Genomic DNA, 18,846 nt, shown 5'->3' with positions numbered 1-18,846 from the left:
CACGTTGACCGGACAAAGCCGCCTCGATCAGATTATGGATTATCTGAAAAGCCATAATCTGGTCACCGTAGAACAACTGGTCGCCGCCATTGCGGCTTCCCCGGCGACCATTCGCCGCGACCTGATAAAACTCGATGAACAGGGCGTGATCAGCCGCAGTCATGGCGGGGTGACGCTCAACCGGTTTATCCCCAGCCAGCCGACCACCAATGAAAAGCTTCAGCGCAGTTTGCAGGAAAAGCAGGCGATTGCAGAAATGGCCGCCGCGATGGTGAAACCGGGTGACGCCGTGGTGCTGGACGCCGGCACCACCATGCTCGAACTGGCGCGTAACCTGACGCATCTGCCGCTGAGGGTGATCACCGCCGATCTGCGCATCGCGCTGTTTTTATCCGAGTTTAAGCAAATAGAAGTGACCATTATTGGCGGGCGGATCGACGACAGCAGTCAGTCTTGCGTTGGCGAACATGGCCGTCGTTTGCTGCGCAGTGTCTATCCTGACATTGCGTTTATCAGCTGCAACTCGTGGAGTCTGGATAAAGGCATTACCACGCCGACGGAAGAAAAGGCCGGGCTGAAACAGGATCTGGCCGCGAATGCGCGGCGGCGGGTCTTGCTGGCTGACAGCAGCAAATACGGCGCGTACTCGCTGTTTTGCGTCACGCCGCTTGCGGAAATGACCGACATCATCAGCGATAAAGGACTGCCCCCGGAGATCCGCCAGTCATTAGGCGATCAGCCGTTTCACCTGACGCTGGCCTGAAACCGGCAGGCTTAAGTAAAAATAAAAAAGGCCGGGCATCCGCAGATGTCCGGCCTTTCTCATTTATGCGCGGTTACGCCGGCGAAAAGTTACGGCCGTAATAGATTTCCTGCATCTCTTTGTATAACAAATCGGTGATCTCTTTGCGCTCCTGCGCGCTCAGCTCTTCCGGTTTGGCATTAAACAGATAATGCTTGAGATCGAATTCCTTCAGCAACATCTTGGTATGGAAGATGTTTTCCTGATACACGTTGACGTCCATCATGTCGTACAGCGCTTTCATATCCTGCGACATAAAGTTCTGAATCGAGTTGATGGAATGGTCGATGTAATGTTTCACGCCGTTCACGTCGCGGGTAAAACCGCGAACGCGATAATCGATGGTGACGATGTCAGATTCGAGCTGGTGGATCAGATAATTCAGCGCTTTCAGCGGTGAAATCACGCCACAGGTCGACACTTCGATATCAGCGCGGAACGTACACAGACCGCCTTCAGGATGGCTTTCCGGATAGGTGTGCACACAGATGTGGCTTTTATCCAGATGCGCGACCACGGAATTCGGCAGCGGGCCGGGATGTTCGGTGGTATCAACATCGCTCGGATCTATCGGCTCTTCGCTTACTAAGATCGTAACGCTCGCACCCTGTGGTTCGTAATCCTGTCGCGCGACGTTGAGGATATTGGCACCGATAATCGAGCAGGTTTCGGTGAGAATTTCCGTCAGGCGGTTGGCGTTATATTCTTTGTCAATGTAGGCAATGTAGCCATCACGATCGTCTGCGGTTTTAGCGTAGCAGATATCGTAGATACAAAAACTCAGGCTTTTGGTCAGGTTGTTGAAGCCATGCAGTTTCAGCTTTTGCAATTTAGTTCACCCCCTTATGGATGCAGTATCAGCGCGCGGCTGACAGGGCATTCAGTAAATATTGCGGCAGGGCAAAGCTGCCGTGATGGATCGCCGGATTGTAATAACGACAGGTGAGGCCAGCGGCGTCAAAACGCGCCTGCAAGGTCTGGTTATCAATCTGGCGATATTCCGGGCTGTTGGTCGCCCAGGCAAAGGTCATGATGCCGCCGTAATAGGTCGGGATCGCAGCCTGGTAGAAACTGACATCACTGAAGTAGTGGCTCAGTTTGGTGTGGCTGTTGACCGCTTCATCCTGCTGGAGGAAGCAGACGCCATTTTGTGCCACGAAAATGCCACCCGGTTTGAGACAACGGGCACAGCCTTCGTAGAACGCCGACGTAAACAGGCTTTCTCCGGGACCGATCGGATCGGTGCAATCGGAGATGATCACATCAAAGGTGTCGGTGGTCTGATTCACGAAGTTTACACCGTCGTCGATCACCAGATTGAAACGGGGATCGTCATACGCCCCGGCGCTGTGGTTGGGCAGATACTGGCGGCAAAACTCCACCACGCCTGCATCAATCTCGACCATAGTGATCGCCTCAACGCCCTGGTGGCGGCACACTTCACGCAGCATTCCGCCGTCGCCACCGCCGATGATCAGCACTTTTTTGGCATGACCGTGCGACAGTAAAGGCACATGGGTCAGCATTTCGTGATAGATAAACTCATCGCGCTCAGTGGTTTGCACCACGCCGTCGAGCGCCATTACGCGACCGAGCGCGGCATTTTCGAAAATCACCAGATCCTGATGATCGGTTTTCTCACGGTATATCTCTTTATCGACGCTGAAATACTGACCAAAATGGGCGTGCAGCGTCTCATACCATATTTCTTTGGATGACGGGTTCCTGGACATCTGATACTTCTCCTGAGCCTTCGCAGCCATAAAAATGGGCGCACATGATAGCTAACTCTGACTTTGCATGCACGGTTGCATTTCAGGCAATGATTGTGAATCCAGTGTAGTTCAGCCAGGAAAAGCGGGGAGGAAAGGGAGGAAAAAGTACAGGCTCCGGCATCAGTATGACGGAGCACCATGGCAGGTCATCAGTTGGTGTAAGCCAGCAGGCTCAGCGAATCACGCGCCAGAGATTTACATTTGGTCGGTTTTGGCACCGCAATACCGCTCAGATCGCGGTAGCTGTCTTCACCCATCGCCTGCATATTGAAGCTGTTGTAATTGCTCAGATCCCAGCGGTTTTGCTGGGCAAAAAACACGATTGCCCGTTTGATCTGAGTATTCGGCAATTGTTCATAGCCGCAGTTATTTTTAAGAAACACGAAAACGGCGGTCAGATCCGCCAGATCTTCGGCTTCTGATTCACTTAACGCCTGGCTGGCGGAGGAGAAGCCGAGCAGTGACAGCAACAGCAAACACAGTGTTGTTCTTTTCATGGGCGTGTTCTTGTTCTTTTAAAGGGAAAGAAAATGAGAAAGACTCGGCTCAAACAGCAATAAAATGACGTTACCATATTAGCACAAAGGGTCACGAAGTTTCTTTAGCCCGGCCCGCCGCTTGACCTTCCCCCAGGGGCAGGGTTTAGGGTAACAGGCTATAATGCCGCCCGATGCGTTTGCGCCTGGCAAATTCCAATCATAAGGACTGAACATGAACCGTCGCGATTTCGTAAAGTGGACGACCCTGATGGGCGCAGCCAGCGCGTTTCCCGGCTGGAGCCGTTATGCGCTGGCCGAGAGCCGCCCGCCATTGCCGATCCCCGCGTTACTGGAGCCGGATGTTCGTGGCAGCATTTCGCTGACACTGCAACGGGGTCAGAGTCAGTTCTTGCCGGGCATCAGCACTGACACCTGGGGCGTGAACGGCAATCTGCTTGGCCCGGCGCTGCGCATTCGCCGGGGGACGCCGGTCAGCGTCACCGTCAATAACCGACTGGACGTCGCCAGCACCGTTCACTGGCACGGGCTGGACATTGCCGGTGACGTTGATGGCGGCCCGCAGGCGCTTATCCCGCCAGGGCAAAATCGCAAAGTGACTTTACAGCTCGATCAGCCCGCCGCGACCTGCTGGTTCCACCCGCATCCGCACCAGACCAGCGGGTATCAGGTGGCAATGGGGCTGGCCGGTCTGGTGCTGATTGAAGATGAAGCCAGCGATCTGTTGCAGATCCCGAAACGCTGGGGCGTGGATGACATCCCGGTCATTTTGCAGGACAAACGCCTGAATGACGCAGGGAAAATCGATTATGAGATGGATGTGATGACCGCCGCCGTGGGCTGGTTCGGACAACACATGCTTACCAACGGCGCGGTCTATCCGCAGCACGGCATTTCCCGCGGCTGGGTGCGTTTTCGTTTACTCAATGGCTGTAATGCGCGCTCGCTGCACATCGCCACCAGTGATGGCCGCCCGATGTATGTCATCGCCAGCGACGGCGGTTTTCTGCCGGAACCGGTGAAAGTCAACGATTTACCGCTGCTGATGGGCGAGCGTTTTGAAGTGCTGATTGATTGCAGCGACAGCAAAGCTTTTGATCTGGTCACGCTGCCGGTCAGACAGATGGGCATGACGCTGGCGCCGTTCGACAAGCCGCTGCCTGTGCTGCGCATTCAGCCGACGCTGACCCAAAGCGGCAGTACACTGCCGGACACACTGGTGCCGCTGCCGGCGCTGGTTTCCGTCGATAACCTGCCGACCCGCTGGCTGCAACTGATGATGGATCCGCAACTGGATCAGCAGGGTATGGCCGCGCTGATGGCGAAGTATGGACACAACGCTATGGCCGGCATGAGCATGGATCACGGCGATGGCGAGATGGCCGCCATGCCAGGCATGTCTGATAGCGGTCACGATGCCCACGGCGGGATGGCGGGCATGGACATGAGCAAAGCTTCCGGCCAATACGATTTCATGCAGGGCAATAAAATCAATGGCAAATCCTATGACATGAATGTGCCTGCATTCGATGTGAAGCAGGGCCAGTACGAGAAATGGACCCTCTCGGGCGAAGGCGACATGATGCTGCATCCGTTCCATATCCACGGCACCCAGTTCCGTATTCTTTCTGAAAACGGTCAGCCGGTGGCGCCGCATCGTCAGGGCTGGAAAGATATCGTGCGCGTTGAAGGCGCGCGCAGCGAAGTGCTGGTGCGCTTTAATCATCTGGCGGATAAGCAACATGCATACATGGCGCACTGCCATCTGCTGGAACACGAAGACACCGGCATGATGCTCGGATTTACCGTTTCTGCATAAAATCCTACCCGTACCCGCCCGGCGCGTGACCCGTCGCCGGGTTCTTTGATATAATCCTTTCCGCTTCAAGGTCGCCGTTTTGTTGAAAAACGGCGATAAATATCCTCAAATCAGGTGGTTAGTCTTTATATGAAACATCGCGTAGACGTCATGATTTCCGAGCAGGAAGTCAAAACCCGAATTGCCGAGTTGGGCCGTGAAATCACCGAACACTACCGCGACAGCGGCAGCGAAATGGTGCTGGTTGGACTGCTGCGCGGTTCCTTCATGTTTATGGCTGACCTGTGCCGCACTGTCGATGTGCCGCACGAAGTCGACTTCATGACCGCTTCCAGCTACGGCAACGGCATGTCCACCACCCGCGACGTGAAGATTCTTAAAGATCTCGACGAAGACATTCGCGGTAAAGACGTTCTGATCGTCGAAGACATCATCGATTCCGGTAACACGCTGAGCAAAGTGCGCGAACTCCTGCAACTGCGCGGCCCGAAATCCCTCGCCATCTGTACGCTGCTGGATAAACCAGAACGCCGCGAAGTGGACGTGAAAGTGGAGTACGTGGGTTTCGCCATCCCCGACGAATTCGTTGTCGGCTACGGCATCGACTACGCCCAGCGCTACCGCCATCTGCCGTATGTGGGCAAAGTTGTGATGCTCGACGAGTAGTGTCTGGCAATCCGTTTTAGCCCTTTGGGCGCGGGCAGTAATTCATTCGAATAAAAACGGCCTTCAGTTTGAAGGCCGTTTTTTTATCCAGAACAGGTGACAAACACGTTGGGTTTGAACGGTACTTTCTGAATGGATTCAAGGGGATTGGCTGATTCGTGCTTTTATATCAATCCGGTTGTGATTATTTACGTGCTGCATGACTGGCTTTATCAATGACCGGTGTGCCGGGTTCTAAAACAAGTCAGACGTTCTCAAGCTCTAATTTTTCGGCCAGCCGGTGCAGGGCGCAGACGGACATCACTTCCTCTGCTGCCTGTGAAAATGCCGACCAGTTGGCGGCTATAAACCCCGCAACCACCTCTGCTTCCTCTTTATTCAATTCCATCAACTTTCCTTAACACCTTAAAATCTCAGCGCATTATATTATTAACGAATGATATTAATTTGTTTTGTGTCATTTAAACGGAGATTTCTGTTGTAAAGAACGTTATGGATAGTCATACACAATCCTTACATTGAGTGCCCACATCCTGTCCACGCCTGAGCATCGTTACAGGGCTTAGAGCGGCTTACGCAAGATGTAAATCATTGATTTATGTTGATAAATTTGTAAGTGCAGGAAATTTTGGATGTTGCAGGGCATGCCGCCTAAAAACCGACGTAGCGCAGGAAATTCTTTGTTTTACCTGCGCCCCCCATCATCGTCCTTTGGGGGAAGGCAAAAAAAAGCCACCTGCGGTTGCGGGTGGCTTTGGTCAGTCCGTTAATTCAGATTGTTATCAGAAAGCGTAACGCACCTTAACGGCAATGCTTTGGCTGAAGAAGCTGGAGCGTTGCTCTGAATCGTACTGAACGGTGCCGTCCAGTTGGTCAGTGAACTTTGCGGTCACGCCTACGCCCGCCATCCCAATCCACGGGCTCTGCTCCATGCTCTGGTAGGTGATCGGGGTATCAGGGCTGCCGGTAAAGGAGATCCGGTTGGCGCTACGGTCATTGATGGTGTCATACCCCACACCCGCCGTCGCATGCACATTCACAAAGTTAGACACCTGGAAACCCAGCTTGGCTTTGGTGGAAACAATCATCGCTTCAAGCGTCTGCCCATCCACATCCAGACCCAGATCGCTGGCATTTTTCTCGGTGTAGCCTTTGTCCTTGATACTGTAGTAGTCGCCACGCACTATCGGCGTCAGGGTCAAATCGTCCGTCAGATTGAAGATGCTCTGTAAACCGAGGCCTGCCTGCAGATTACGGCTGTCATAGCTGGAACGCGCCACGCCGCCAAAAGCGAGGTCAGAGGACGACGGGTTAATGATGTTCAGGTAACGATTACCCTCAACGCTGTCTCGCCCGTAGCCCGCTTTCCAGGTCAGGGATGTGGCGGGAGTGAAGTCAAAGCTGCCATAAAGCAGGGTATTCCAGCTTTCGATCTGCGCATCATGGCGGAAATCGTCTGAAGTATCCTTCACATCGGTGCGGCTGGTGCCCACTGCCACACCCACGCGAGCCTGTTGTAATACCGGCACATCGGCGCCAATGGCGATACCGCGAGTATCAGATTTATAACCATCCAACCCGTCACGTTGTTCCTGGTTATCCCATCGACCTACCGGCCTGATCCATAAATACTTCTCGGGATTAAACTCTTCGTATTGACCAGACTCCCGCACCGAATCCTGGCGAGAGTCCACAATATTGCCAAAGGCACGCGCATTATTTAACTCGGCATAAGGCAGCATACCGTTCATCAACGGCCCTAACTGCACGACGTTACGGTAAACCTGTTGTGCGTTCGAGGAGGAAGTGATGGCGCAGACCGTCGCCCCTAACGCGCCAGAGCAATAGCTGGACTCATTACCGTTGCCGCCGGTGTCCGGGTTTGCGCCGGGAAGAGTACCCGGACTGGTGCCTTCACCAGCGGAAGTTGTTTTGGCTATAATCTGGTCGATGGCGCCACCGATACGGGAGGCCGTCGGTGAAGCGGTTTGCGTGGTGACCGCCGTTTGTACGCTGGTAAGTCCTGTATCCACGATGCGTAATGAGTAACTTGTGGGTGTCAACTCCTGTACAAACTGGAAGCGCAGAGAGTCATCAATCACCGATGTCGGGGTACCGATAAGGCTTGAGGAGGTGACCACATCACTCAACAAATCGCCATTGCTAAAGTCCTGGCTACCATTGGTCACCACAATGGTATTACCCGCCAGCGATGCCGTTCCGGCAACCTGCAATTGCCCATAATTAGTGGCATTCTCAGCCTGCAATGCCAGGAAGGCATTTGAAGACTGGCTATAGTTGGCCACGCGTGAAGGGGAATTATTATTGAGCAAATCAAACAGGCCACTGTTGCTCATATTCGTTGCCGGAGCATCAACCCTGCCAATAATAATGCCTTCATTATTTATACCATTAGTGACGGTGCTGGTTTCACTGACACGAATCGCATCCCCTTCGATCGAACCAATAACACCGCGGTTAAGCAGTAAATTGGTTCCGCTGGTATCGTCAAGGGTAATCCCTCCGCGCCCGGCAGCAATAATTCCATCATTGATAATGCGTGAAACTTGCGCGTTATCCTGCAAAGAAATGCCGCTATCAGCCGCTTCAATTATCCCTGCGTTATCAATGGTACCGGTTGAATCACGGCTAAAGTTAATACCATCGTCAGTCTCAGAATAGATCACACCTGATGAGCTGTTTACCACCGCGACATCTTCAGCCGTCGTTGTGGCCGTATCAACGAAGATACCGGAACTGCTTGGACCGCTTGCTGTGATGCTTCCGCTGTTGTTGATTGCGATGTTCCGACTCTCTCCTGTGACCCAGATACCATGGGATTGAGCACCGGTCGTGGTAATAACGCCATTGTTATTTATGGTGTTATTGCCAATGTTTGCATCTAAGAGGATCCCTGAACTGACGTTCCCCGTTGTGCTTAACTGTCCATTGTTGGTAATGGTGCTATCAAAAACACCCGACAAATGGACGGCGTTGGAATTACTGCCCGAAGTGCCTATGGAGGCGTCGTTTATTAAAGTGAACGCACTGAGGGTCTCTAAAGCCACACCATCACTGGTGATGGCGTCTGTAGTAATGTTGCCCTGGTTTTGAAGGCGGCTGGATGAGGTATTGAAATAAAAGGCAGGCGTATCCTGTTCAGTAAGAGTAATTTGCGTACGGGGAATAATCGTCGCAGTGATACCACTTGCATCAGTAAAGGATTGCTGGGTATTTATTATTCCATCACAGGTTATGCTTACGTCATTCCCCACCGCGGGAGTACAGGCTGCCAGAGCATTCACAGGATTAAATAACCCATAGCTGCCAGCGATCCCACTAAAGAGAAAAAGCTTCATTTTAGTTTTCAACTATTTATCCTTCCCCAGAAAAATTAATCATTAAATATAACGAGCAAAAATGCTTTATAACCGCCCTATCAGTAATGCTCACCAGATAATATAGTAGGCGAGTAAACGGTAATCGCCAGCCAAAAGCCCTGTTGATTATTTCTCGGATGGGATAACGATATTCCAGAGAGGTCGTCGTTGATTTTACCGACGCAGACCATGCACCCGCCCCGGTTCAGGCCAGCATCGACGTTGAAGACTGCCCGCCCGTTATTCTGCCGCAAATCGTGCCGACGCGGCAACATCACGGCTTTTAGTTGCATCAAGCTAGGCGCGCACCGTTAACGTCAAAGATAACGGCAATTAACTCCTCTTTTGCGGTTACCGCCATTTCCGCAATCCAAATGTCAACCCTCTCAAGTTCAACATGATCGCAATCTGTAGATGTGGCTAATTTGGCAATTAACGCGATCCTCTCTAACAATGCAGCTGTTTGTAATCCTTCCATCCCCACCCCATTCAACTGTGTGTTTATACAATGTGGTGGATTTTTTTAGATATGATTTCCATATATTTCTTAATGTTATGCATGGCAATTATCTGCCACCTAAATGCTTCACCTGCTAAATAGACAATCTTTGCCTTGCGGTAGAAGTCCATATTGTTCAAGTGGCTTTTGAGGTGTATGTTTTTCCCACAAAACATAAGGAGTTGTTAATAATGGCTATACCAGCATATTTATGGTTGAAGGATGACGGCGGAGCAGATATCAAAGGTTCTGTTGATGTCCGGGGACGTGAGGGGAGCATTGAGATAGTAGGTTTGACACATGACGTTTCAATACCCAATGACAACAATACAGGAAAGCCGACAGGCACCAGGATTCATGCGCCGTTTACTTTCGATAAAGAAATCGATTCATCGACTCCCTACATCTATAAAGCAATATGTACCGGACAAACGCTCAAATCAGCTGAAATAAAATACTACCGTATTAACGATGCTGGGCAGGAAGTCGAATATTTCAATACCTTTTTAGAGAACGTAAAAGTTATTGGAATCATTCCAATGATGCACGATATTAAATCTGCGTATGGCGAAAAGAGGAGTCATATCGAATATGTAGAATTGAGATATGAAAAAATCACATGGAAATACCTGGATGGAAACACTCAGTATTCTGATAGCTGGGATGAACGCACTACTGCATAGGGAGATGTAAAAATGGTTTGGACATATAAACAGAGTACCGGTGAAATGTTTCATGACGGTGTATTAGTTGGACAAGGTTATTCGGGTGCATTGACCAACAAAAACAATCCAGATCGCCAACATGTTAGAGGAATGGGGCCTCTTCCACGTGGGACTTACCGAATTGGTTCCACAACGGCATCTAAAGGCCCTATGACGATAGAACTTCACCAGACATATGGCGATTCTTTTGGTAGGAGCCTATTTCGTATTCATGGCGAAAGAACGCATGGTCCGGCAGGTTTCGCATCTGAGGGTTGCATCATCCTGCCGCCAACAGTACGTCATCAAATTCGAGGGTCGTCTGAATCTCTTGAGGTAGTGAGATGAGAGTTTTTGCCGCACTTTTATTTTTTCCTTTGATGGCTTTTGCTGCGGCCTCTCCGCAAAAATTACGCAGTGAAATCCAAAAATATGGCGAAACTGAATTCTCTGAAAAAGTATCATCAGATGATTGGAAAACCGCACTTAAGAATATTGCCAACGGTCAAAATGATTGGATATCTTTGGCACCAGATTTAGCATCAGTGATCAATCAGCAACAGGCAGAACAGCTTTCCGAAGCACTTTATTATGCTATTGCCCCAAATGCTAAAGAGACATTGAATACTCTCGCCATACTCGATAAGCACAAATATAAGCATCAGCAGGGAAGCGTTCTATCCTGTGTTTCACCGTTAAATAAGCCTAAAGAAGAAATGATGCGTATTTATAATGACACACGTCTGGCATTGCTTGATGTTCCTGGCGTTGAATCCGCAACCTGCCTATGGTCACTGGAAGGTTGGATGGAACAGGTTAAACAGGAAGATGCCTCAAAAACCAATAAGTAGTTTATGGCAGAAGAACATGCCTTAAATCGTGTCCTTTACTGAGGAATGATTAAGATTATGGTGGGATGAGGCGGGTTAAGTTTTTTAGTTAAGCTCCGGCCAATTCTCAACCATTGCGAAATGTAATTCTGTATCATTGTGACGGTAATGTAATTTTTGCCGACGCCTGGAATGAAAGGGTGACAGCTTAAATGGCTCTAAATTGTAGTTTTGTGCTGAATGGCATGGAAACTTCCATTTTGAGCTGTGCTGGTGTAGGCAATTTCCCTGCCTTCTCAGGCCAGTTAGTTGGTCGAAATAACCCAACATTAACTAACATTGCTGATCTGGGACCACTTCCTACAGGGCGTTATTTTATTGTCAGCCGCGTTTCTGGGGGGCGCTTAGGCGGCTTAAGAAATGCTGTCCTTAAATATGGTTACGGCACTGACAGAGATACATGGTTTGGGCTCTATCGCAATGACGGAAAGATAAACGATGAAACTTTTATTGAAGGCGTTAAACGTGGAAGTTTCCGGCTTCATCCAATCGGACCAAAGGGACTCAGTGAGGGCTGTATTACTATGACATCACAATCTGATTTTGATTATCTTCGGACTGCATTGCTGGGTACCTCCATGATCGGTGTTCCGGGGTCATCGCTAAAAGCGCATGGAACGATCAGAGTGACGCTCGGATGAAGTGGGTTAAGTATTTTTTTGCCGCATTGGGCTACCTTGTGGCGTTCTGCATACTGATGACCATCTTTACCCAAGTGATTGACAGCTATGCTACAGGTGAACAGATAGAAAGTTTCGCTCAATTTTGGGGAGTACATGACATAGAGGGAATGCTAGACCTTTATGTCGATGCCTCACTCATTGTCTCAGGCTTAATATCTATTCTGGTAATCCTGTTGTGTCGCATTTATATCCGGCGCCATTTAAGATCATCAGACTGAAATACTCAGCAATTGGAATACAACGCCCACCAGTTCGAAACAGGCAGCGTACTTCATCTGATTGAGCCGGATATTAATCAGGAGCTGTACGGCCTGCCGGAATACCTCAGCGCCCTGAACTCAGCCTGGCTGAACGCCGCGACGCTATTCCGCCGTAAGTATTACCAGAACGGCGCGCACGCCGGGTATATCCTCTATATGACCGATGCGGCTCAAAGTAGCTCGGACATCGATCAGATGCGTAAAGCGATGCGGGACACGAAAGGTCTGGGCAACTTCCGCAACCTGTTCATGTACGCGCCGGACGGGATCAAGATTTTGCCGCTGAGTGAAGTCGCTACGAAAGACGACTTCTTTAACATCAAGAAGGCCAGCTGGAACGATTTGCTATGCGCGCATCGCTTACCGCCGAAGGTGATGGGGATTGTCCCGGAGAACAGCGGCGGGTTTGGGGATTCGGTTAAGGCCTCGCAGGTATTTGTGCGGAATGAGCTGACGCCGTTGCAGGAACGGCTCAAGGAGCTAAATGCGTGGTTTGGGGAGGAGGTGATTAGGTTTACTTCTTATGAATTGACGCCGGAGTAAAACGGCAAAGCCCTATGACACGGGGCTTTGTATATCCTTCATCGCTTCGCTTTATTTTCTGCTCATATTACGTAGTAAGGTACAGAGCAATCTGGAAGTACATTAAGAGATAGCGCGTGTTAAATTGCAAGCAACATAATGTAGCAGTATTGGTTCATTAAACATCTAACCCGCACTTGTTCAAAGTGCAATATGATTTTCAATTACCATCAAAGACCTTAATCACTCCTTTTTGATGCCCGTAAAAATGGTTCAATTCTCTTTTTTCTTTCTAATTCTATTTCTTTCATTTCATTAATTAGTATTGGCAGATTCTTCATAAATTCACTTGATTTATCTTTACATATTTTACGCCCATGTATTTTCCTGATGAATGACATTGTATCTGAGCGATCAATGTTTTCAATCTTCTCTTTTTTAACTTTGGCTTTAAGGTATTCCCAAAATTCTAAGCTATTGTATTTCCCCTCAACAACCCCTATCTCTGTATCTAATTTATAAAAGTCAGGTATTGTTACTTCGCTGAATTCAAAATACTCAGGGAAATAGCTAAAGTCATCTTTCAACAACTTTTCAAGTAACTTTATTTTTTTTATTATTGGTATTTCCTCTGACATTGCCAATTCGCAAACAGGTAACAAGTCCAACATCAGCATGATAGCAGCTTGCTCTATATCAAATTCGATTAACTTACCATGGGCAACCACATTTCTAATGATGGGAAACTTAAATGAATAATATTCAAAATAAATGAAGTGTTCTATTTTTAATTGTATTATCCGTAACTTCTCATTAATAGATGAAATGTCTAGTCTAGATTCATCTATTCCAACCTCTAAGCAAATGTCATGGAATATCCCCTCAATTTGCATTGGAAGCATATTAACCACTGAGATAAAGTCTTTGTTCTGATAATGCCTGATGATGGTTGAAATTACTGCTTTTCTGTTAGCTATTATGTGATTCTGTTCAATGATTTTTTCTATTTTACTGATTTCATTTTGAAACCCATCAACGTCACCAGAAATATATTCCTTTGCGAAAGCATAAAACTCTTCTTTGTTTGTTTTATATAGGTTTTTTATTTGAATATAAGATTCAGGAGGAAAATCCAAAAATTTATTAGACATTTCTGTCATGTCACGCACATCATATGGATCTGTAGACGGATTGAAGATGAGACCGCGTGAGTATTGATATGGCATCCTTCCAATAAACCAACTTAGCATATTACTGGATGGAAAAGGATGATTGGTACAATTTTGCAATGCATAACGTTCAATGTCTTCAGACATGAACTTTAATATCTCATTCTTGGCGGAGTTGTTCTTATTTCTGTAATATTCTAGTAGGTTACGCTCATATCTTTCCTCTCCGTTTAACCAACCGTTGGTTTTTTTCTTATCTTCTAATTTTTTTAGTTCGGAATCAATGTACTTTAACTGGACTCTAATTTTATTTATATCATCCTGCGAATGATAAAAGTATTCCAATACTTTATCTATTGGTTCTTTATTTAGCCTAAGATAGTAATCAGCAATATACTTGTAAAATTCGTTCTCGTTTTCACTTACATCAAAATTACCTGTTTCACTTGTAAATTTATTTCTAACCTCATTAAATTCACATTCGCATAAGTTAATATCAAGTATATGCGAAACAAATTTTTTACCAATTTGAACCAGAGACATCCTGCATTTATTTAACCCGTTGAAAGCCTCGAAATCCAATTCTATTATCTGACCAATTGTAATATTTGAAAATGTTGCTTTTTTGTTGTTCATGCTTACCTACATAACAGTGATTTGTAGAGTGATAGTGAAAATTCCGGTGCGTCTTAATTTCATTTTACCTGCCGCAGCCACACTCAGAAAATAGCTCCAATGTGCATTCCTTTCAAGAGGGGTATGGAAAACCACAATGAAGAAGTGTTGCACATCAGCGCGAGCAAAATGTGCGATTTTCCATGCTACACCTCGGCGCGCGCAATGTTACCCGCCTGCCCGTTTCTGACTTGGTTCACTGTTTTTAATGCATGTGTCAGAGCGACGCTAAGCCCAGCTAGAGCGGCATTCTCATGTCTTTTGATCCTTTCTGGATCATGCAAAATCATGCAGGTGATGCATGCGGAGGAGTACCGTTATCGGTAATGGAATTTTTTGGGCTTAATTTCTTCTTCTTTTAAATTAAATTGCAAAAGGCCAATTATGATCTCACTAGTAATTTAACTTGCAATTTCATCAGTATTTGAATTGTAGATAATAAATTGGATGTGATGAACACATCCAATTTTTATTAGAATGTTACATTTTTTGTAAAATCTGGAAGTAGTGTTGGGAAATCATCCCTATACATATCCATATCGCTCTGGAATCTCTGGATCGCGTCAGTAATATCTTTTCGGTGAGATAGCCGACCTTCTGTAGCCGGATCTAACACACTAGAACGTGTAAGGATTCTAGTTATTACAGTTTTCCATAGTTCTATCGCCTCTAAGCGAGAAATTGAATCTTTAAATGAAACAATGTATTTGTTTGGGATGGCTCTTCCCATGATTATTTCAATAATACTAGATGTTGCATTTATTATTAAAAGTGAAACTCCTGGTCTGCTCAAAAATAACTGTTTTACTTTGTCAACTTCTGGTAGTTCACCATGCCGATACAAGTCAGCATAGTGTTTTTTAATCTGACTAATAGCCTCGTTGAGAGTATATACAAAAACAATATGCCCTTTTGTTATTGAGTCGTCGAATGCCTTTTTATATAAGATGTCATCATCCCAAATGTCCTTTTTATTGTGATAAGCGTTTGTTGGATGAAAATGAAAAGCAATTAGAATTTGAGCTACAGTATCTGTCGGTAAAAGCATTCTTTTTTGAGTTGGTGTAAGAGTTTTACGTAGCCCACCAGTGTATAAAACATCTTTGCTGCTAACAAAACTTTCACGAAGTCTGCGCTGAATAGCATCACTTGATCTGAAGTCAGAACGTAACACTTTATTTTGCGAGTTATTCGCAAGGGTGATTTTTTGGATTTGATCCTCATCCTCAACCTTAATGAATCTAATGCCGATTTTTAAATTATCGCTAACATCACGATCAGTATTCGAGATGCTGCCAGTAGTCTGTGCACCGTTTACAATTGAGATGCCTGTTATTGTATTTAGATTTCCTAACGTGGAACCATCGCAAACAGGGGTGTATCTAAAATCATGTACTAATGCAGTGATACCATTATTGTATACGAAGAAGTCCCCAGCATTTTCAACGGCACTGCGTTGAATCTCTTTGTTTATCGATAAATCTCTACCATTACTTCCCATATATGAACGCACATTAGCGCTAAATAATTTATCTTCGCCGTAGCTATCGTACAACTGTTTAAGGAAACTACCCTTTATAGATGTTACAAATGAAACCCAAGAGCCAGGTTTCGATTCAACAAAACCAGCTAAATCTTCTGTGTTAATTTGGTCTGAAATAAGGATAGGGCTATGCTGTGCATTATATAATTCATCAAGAGTCTCTAAACCAACTTGCTTTGAATCGACCCTAATACTCTGATCTTTATATAGATGATTTAGCTTGTCTATAACGGAGCGACCAATCGCATGGAGAGGTCTCCCGCACTCATCAGTTTCAGGGCAATTGTGTAAAAACCAAATGTTAATTCTATCTATTTCGCTCTTTTCTAAAGCATCCCTAGCATCTTCAACCTGGCGTCTTATGCGTAGAGGCACCTTTTCAATATCTGCCGAAAATAATGCAGTTTCTGCATATGATGACTCTTGTGCTTTAGTTGGCTTTGCACCCAACGGCCGAAAAAGAGGGGATTGGAAAGATTGTATTAAATAAATTCTCCTCCCCTCACGATCAACAAGTAATACATCAATATTTTCATCATCTCCGCCCTCTGTGATTATATCAGGAGCTAAGAGATTTATATCATCAAATTCTCCATGCAATTCTAAGGCGTAGAGGGCGGAATTTAGATTACCATGTACCTTAAGATCTTCTCTTTGTTGTAGTGCTACCCAATAAGGGCTGTCATTGAGCTGTGTATATTTCATTTGACCACCAATTTTATTTGAAAATACATGAATATTTTATGAGAACTTAGATTACTTCAAAGAAACTTTGGCATAATTGCTCTAACTTTAACTAATTATTTAATTCTTGGAAATTTTTTTAATGATGTAAGTTGCATTTTAAATGTATGTGTTTGTTAAATATGATTTTTTTCTATAAATCAAAGGGGATAATATGAGTTTTTTTCGCACATGTAACTCTTTATCCAAACTTCTGTGGTATTTGTGTAGTCTGCATCACGAAAGTTATCGAAGTTGGACGCTATAAAGTAGGTTCCAGCCTGGCAATCACTCCCATTTGAGGTGGCTTTCTTTCTTTCAAACCCACAGTTAGTGACAGGACTCGAACGTCAGTTCGCGCTGGATTTACTTAGTAGATAAATATCATTATTCAAAGTGTTTAGTCATTAACTCCTGAATTATATAATCAGAATGCTTTAGGATGTTTCAACACCTATGTATGGACTTGTATAAATCTTTCATCAAGTGATAACAATGAAATATCCATGTAGTTTAATTGTCACGTATAGGACTCATACATTAACTGAGCTACGGTATTTTTAAGTATTCCTTCACTGTTAACCAGATATTCAGATTCCTGATGTGAAGGCTTGCAATATTGGATCTCACTCAAAAAAATACGTAATAACTGTAAGTTAACTAAAGAGCAACCGCTATTTTCTCTTGGGTTTATTAGTTGTAGGAAGTCTTGGTATGAAATATTTTTATGAACACTATGACCATGAAAAGCAATATCAGGCTTTGCAAAGGAAATGTTCCCATTCTCAGCCATTAACGATAGGATGTATGTTCTAACACACCAAGCAATGCGCTTGTTTGCAACAAGCCAATTTCTTATTGTAGACTGCTCTTTGAGAATAATACTCCCCATTAAGAATGCTAAGCGCCTATCTTTATTGTAATTGTCTTTGTATTTGAAGCTTGAACAAATATCATTAAACAACTCTTCATTAACTAATGCTATCCCTTCTTGTTTTATATGTAACGCAAATAGTTCACCATCATGCATCATCTTACGTAGATGTGATTTTGAATATATTGCTAAGTTAACTTTATTAACATTAATCATTTGATGATTTTCTCGAACAACGATGCCGAGTAAATCAACGTCAGAATAACTATCATTGTCTCCTCTTGCATGAGATCCTATTACAGCAAGGCATTCCAGTTTATTATCTTTAATAATTTTATTCATAATCTGGTAACGCTTATCTTATTTATTAATGATGGTATCGCAACGGCATACCAGAATAAACCGATTAACATGTTAGTTAGCAATACATATTGTTTGAATAAGCTATCGTGGTTGGATATGTGTTTTGTGTAGCCTGCAAGGAATGTTATATCGAAGCTTTTTATCAATGATGAAAAGAAAAAATAAATACTCTCTGTATGCACATGTGCAATTTTGACTCCTTCTGTATCCGTTGCGTAGTTCACCCATCCTTTGTCCATAATAAAGTATAAAACAGAATATGCCATAAGTATGGCGAAACCGATTGCAAGAACTCTTTGAATACTACCACCCCAATTATTCATAAAGCCAAAGAGCTTCACAATTATTTTTTCAATATGATATGTATGCTGGCGTGCTTTCAAAAATTTAACTTTAAAACTACTAGTTAAAATGTACCATAATTCTTTGCTCTCTGTAGTTTTACATTCAACCTTTTTTTCTTCAATATTCGAGCTTAATGTTGCTATTCTTTTGAGGTTGTAATATTTTTTTTCATTTATTTTTTTTAAGCATAAATTTTTCAATGACGAGTAGTAAAAGTCATCATTTGAACAGGACTGGGTGGACGCCAATATATTTCTTGATAGTTTGACTATGCTTTTCGCTAACCGATATTCTTCTTCTGGTAGATTAAGATTTTTATAACCCTCAGGCTTTTCATTGAATGCTTCGTATGTTTTTTTGAAGAAACTAATTGCATTTATTTCAGTGTCTTCAAATTTAGTTGAGCTTCCAGATATTGAGAGATTATAGAATTTGCAATTTTCATCAAAAATACATCTATAAAATCTAGATTGAGAAAATGAGCATGAGTTGAATTTACAATTTACGAAATTTACATCATTGAATCTACTAAATGAAAAATAACAAAGATGGAATTCGCAGTTTTTTATAGTTATTTTTTTTCCAAGATTGTTTCCGGAGAAATCACAGGAATCAAATTTCACCTCCTGTATAAATAGACTTTTATCAGGTGAAGCG

17 protein-coding genes and 1 pseudogene are annotated in these 18,846 nt (G+C 45.1%); 8 read left to right on the top strand and 10 right to left on the bottom strand.

From position 1 onward, the window contains the following. Positions 1–4: 4 nt before the first annotated feature. Positions 5–763 carry a DeoR/GlpR family DNA-binding transcription regulator gene (locus J1779_RS08380; protein WP_136376822.1) on the top strand — a complete coding sequence of 253 codons (759 nt, stop codon included), beginning with the start codon at positions 5–7 and terminating at the stop codon, positions 761–763. A gap of 73 nt (positions 764–836) precedes the next feature. Here J1779_RS08380 and speD read toward each other — a convergent pair whose 3' ends face one another. From speD to J1779_RS08365, 3 genes are all read right to left on the bottom strand, one after another. Continuing rightward, positions 837–1,631, bottom strand: coding sequence for an adenosylmethionine decarboxylase (speD, locus tag J1779_RS08375; RefSeq protein WP_056777103.1), 795 nt, complete (start codon positions 1,629–1,631; stop codon positions 837–839). 28 nt (positions 1,632–1,659) lie between these two features. Beyond that, the gene (gene speE, locus J1779_RS08370; protein ID WP_122094129.1) at positions 1,660–2,535 is read right to left on the bottom strand and encodes a polyamine aminopropyltransferase; all 876 of its coding nucleotides are present in this window, start codon (positions 2,533–2,535) and stop codon (positions 1,660–1,662) included. A 191-nt stretch (positions 2,536–2,726) separates the two neighbouring features. Then, positions 2,727–3,074 carry a YacC family pilotin-like protein gene (locus J1779_RS08365; RefSeq protein WP_056777109.1) on the bottom strand — a complete coding sequence of 116 codons (348 nt, stop codon included), beginning with the start codon at positions 3,072–3,074 and terminating at the stop codon, positions 2,727–2,729. A 214-nt stretch (positions 3,075–3,288) separates the two neighbouring features. On the opposite strand from J1779_RS08365, the gene cueO reads away from it, so the two are divergent. Continuing rightward, a complete protein-coding gene (gene cueO, locus J1779_RS08360; protein WP_217203546.1) occupies positions 3,289–4,893 on the top strand; it encodes a multicopper oxidase CueO in 1,605 nt (534 codons plus the stop codon). Positions 4,894–5,022: 129 nt separating this feature from the next. After that, positions 5,023–5,559 (top strand): hypoxanthine phosphoribosyltransferase, encoded by a 537-nt coding sequence (gene hpt, locus J1779_RS08355; RefSeq protein WP_056777114.1) that lies wholly within the window; start codon positions 5,023–5,025, stop codon positions 5,557–5,559. A 244-nt stretch (positions 5,560–5,803) separates the two neighbouring features. On the opposite strand, the gene J1779_RS08350 is transcribed toward hpt, so the two are convergent. The 3 genes from J1779_RS08350 to J1779_RS08340 all read right to left on the bottom strand — a co-directional run bounded on the left by J1779_RS08350 (position 5,804) and on the right by J1779_RS08340 (position 9,417). After that, positions 5,804–5,947 (bottom strand): hypothetical protein, encoded by a 144-nt coding sequence (locus tag J1779_RS08350; RefSeq protein WP_162997792.1) that lies wholly within the window; start codon positions 5,945–5,947, stop codon positions 5,804–5,806. A 394-nt stretch (positions 5,948–6,341) separates the two neighbouring features. Then, entirely contained in the window at positions 6,342–8,267 is a 1,926-nt protein-coding gene (locus J1779_RS08345) for an autotransporter family protein (protein ID WP_217203545.1), read from the bottom strand. Positions 8,268–9,231: 964 nt separating this feature from the next. After that, positions 9,232–9,417: a hypothetical protein gene (locus J1779_RS08340; protein ID WP_217203544.1), complete on the bottom strand. Its 186-nt coding sequence runs from the start codon at positions 9,415–9,417 to the stop codon at positions 9,232–9,234. A 212-nt stretch (positions 9,418–9,629) separates the two neighbouring features. Between J1779_RS08340 and J1779_RS08335 the strand changes: the two genes are divergently transcribed. The 5 genes and pseudogenes from J1779_RS08335 to J1779_RS08315 form a co-directional block, all read left to right on the top strand. Then, complete coding sequence (locus J1779_RS08335; protein ID WP_056774700.1) at positions 9,630–10,121, top strand: Hcp family type VI secretion system effector; 492 nt, start codon at positions 9,630–9,632, stop codon at positions 10,119–10,121. Between the two features lie 12 nt (positions 10,122–10,133). Beyond that, positions 10,134–10,490, top strand: coding sequence for a tlde1 domain-containing protein (locus J1779_RS08330; protein ID WP_072158087.1), 357 nt, complete (start codon positions 10,134–10,136; stop codon positions 10,488–10,490). Further along, positions 10,487–10,993, top strand: coding sequence for a hypothetical protein (locus tag J1779_RS08325; RefSeq protein ID WP_056774703.1), 507 nt, complete (start codon positions 10,487–10,489; stop codon positions 10,991–10,993). The genes J1779_RS08330 and J1779_RS08325 overlap by 4 nt, the downstream gene beginning before the upstream one ends. Before the next feature lie 224 nt (positions 10,994–11,217). Then, positions 11,218–11,673, top strand: coding sequence for a DUF2778 domain-containing protein (locus J1779_RS08320; RefSeq protein ID WP_238485104.1), 456 nt, complete (start codon positions 11,218–11,220; stop codon positions 11,671–11,673). A 284-nt stretch (positions 11,674–11,957) separates the two neighbouring features. Beyond that, positions 11,958–12,518 (top strand): annotated as a pseudogene (locus tag J1779_RS08315) (phage portal protein); the annotation flags it as partial. 218 nt (positions 12,519–12,736) lie between these two features. Here J1779_RS08315 and J1779_RS08310 read toward each other — a convergent pair. The 4 genes from J1779_RS08310 to J1779_RS08295 all read right to left on the bottom strand — a co-directional run. Further along, positions 12,737–14,302: a hypothetical protein gene (locus J1779_RS08310; protein WP_217203542.1), complete on the bottom strand. Its 1,566-nt coding sequence runs from the start codon at positions 14,300–14,302 to the stop codon at positions 12,737–12,739. Between the two features lie 511 nt (positions 14,303–14,813). Beyond that, a complete protein-coding gene (locus tag J1779_RS08305; protein ID WP_217203541.1) occupies positions 14,814–16,589 on the bottom strand; it encodes an AIPR family protein in 1,776 nt (591 codons plus the stop codon). A 538-nt stretch (positions 16,590–17,127) separates the two neighbouring features. Continuing rightward, positions 17,128–17,823: a nucleotidyltransferase domain-containing protein gene (locus tag J1779_RS08300; RefSeq protein ID WP_217203540.1), complete on the bottom strand. Its 696-nt coding sequence runs from the start codon at positions 17,821–17,823 to the stop codon at positions 17,128–17,130. Beyond that, on the bottom strand, positions 17,820–18,846 hold a 1,027-nt coding region (locus tag J1779_RS08295), incomplete at its 5' end, for a pentapeptide repeat-containing protein (protein ID WP_217203539.1). The genes J1779_RS08300 and J1779_RS08295, both read right to left, overlap by 4 nt.

This window comes from Rahnella rivi, assembly GCF_019049655.1.
GTDB classification, from domain to species: Bacteria; Pseudomonadota; Gammaproteobacteria; order Enterobacterales; family Enterobacteriaceae; genus Rahnella; species Rahnella rivi.
This window is presented reverse-complemented; position numbering and strand designations above follow the sequence as displayed.

Excerpts from the sequence above, each read along its gene's own strand:
- speE (WP_122094129.1), bottom strand. The coding sequence starts at position 2,535 with ATGTCCAGGAACCCGTCATCCAAAGAAATATGGTATGAGACGCTGCAC.
- J1779_RS08365 (WP_056777109.1), bottom strand. The coding sequence starts at position 3,074 with ATGAAAAGAACAACACTGTGTTTGCTGTTGCTGTCACTGCTCGGCTTC.
- cueO (WP_217203546.1), top strand. The coding sequence starts at position 3,289 with ATGAACCGTCGCGATTTCGTAAAGTGGACGACCCTGATGGGCGCAGCC.
- hpt (WP_056777114.1), top strand. The coding sequence starts at position 5,023 with ATGAAACATCGCGTAGACGTCATGATTTCCGAGCAGGAAGTCAAAACC.
- J1779_RS08350 (WP_162997792.1), bottom strand. The coding sequence starts at position 5,947 with ATGGAATTGAATAAAGAGGAAGCAGAGGTGGTTGCGGGGTTTATAGCC.
- J1779_RS08340 (WP_217203544.1), bottom strand. The coding sequence starts at position 9,417 with ATGGAAGGATTACAAACAGCTGCATTGTTAGAGAGGATCGCGTTAATT.
- J1779_RS08335 (WP_056774700.1), top strand. The coding sequence starts at position 9,630 with ATGGCTATACCAGCATATTTATGGTTGAAGGATGACGGCGGAGCAGAT.
- J1779_RS08330 (WP_072158087.1), top strand. The coding sequence starts at position 10,134 with ATGGTTTGGACATATAAACAGAGTACCGGTGAAATGTTTCATGACGGT.
- J1779_RS08325 (WP_056774703.1), top strand. The coding sequence starts at position 10,487 with ATGAGAGTTTTTGCCGCACTTTTATTTTTTCCTTTGATGGCTTTTGCT.
- J1779_RS08320 (WP_238485104.1), top strand. The coding sequence starts at position 11,218 with ATGGAAACTTCCATTTTGAGCTGTGCTGGTGTAGGCAATTTCCCTGCC.
- J1779_RS08310 (WP_217203542.1), bottom strand. The coding sequence starts at position 14,302 with ATGAACAACAAAAAAGCAACATTTTCAAATATTACAATTGGTCAGATA.
- J1779_RS08305 (WP_217203541.1), bottom strand. The coding sequence starts at position 16,589 with ATGAAATATACACAGCTCAATGACAGCCCTTATTGGGTAGCACTACAA.
- J1779_RS08300 (WP_217203540.1), bottom strand. The coding sequence starts at position 17,823 with ATGAATAAAATTATTAAAGATAATAAACTGGAATGCCTTGCTGTAATA.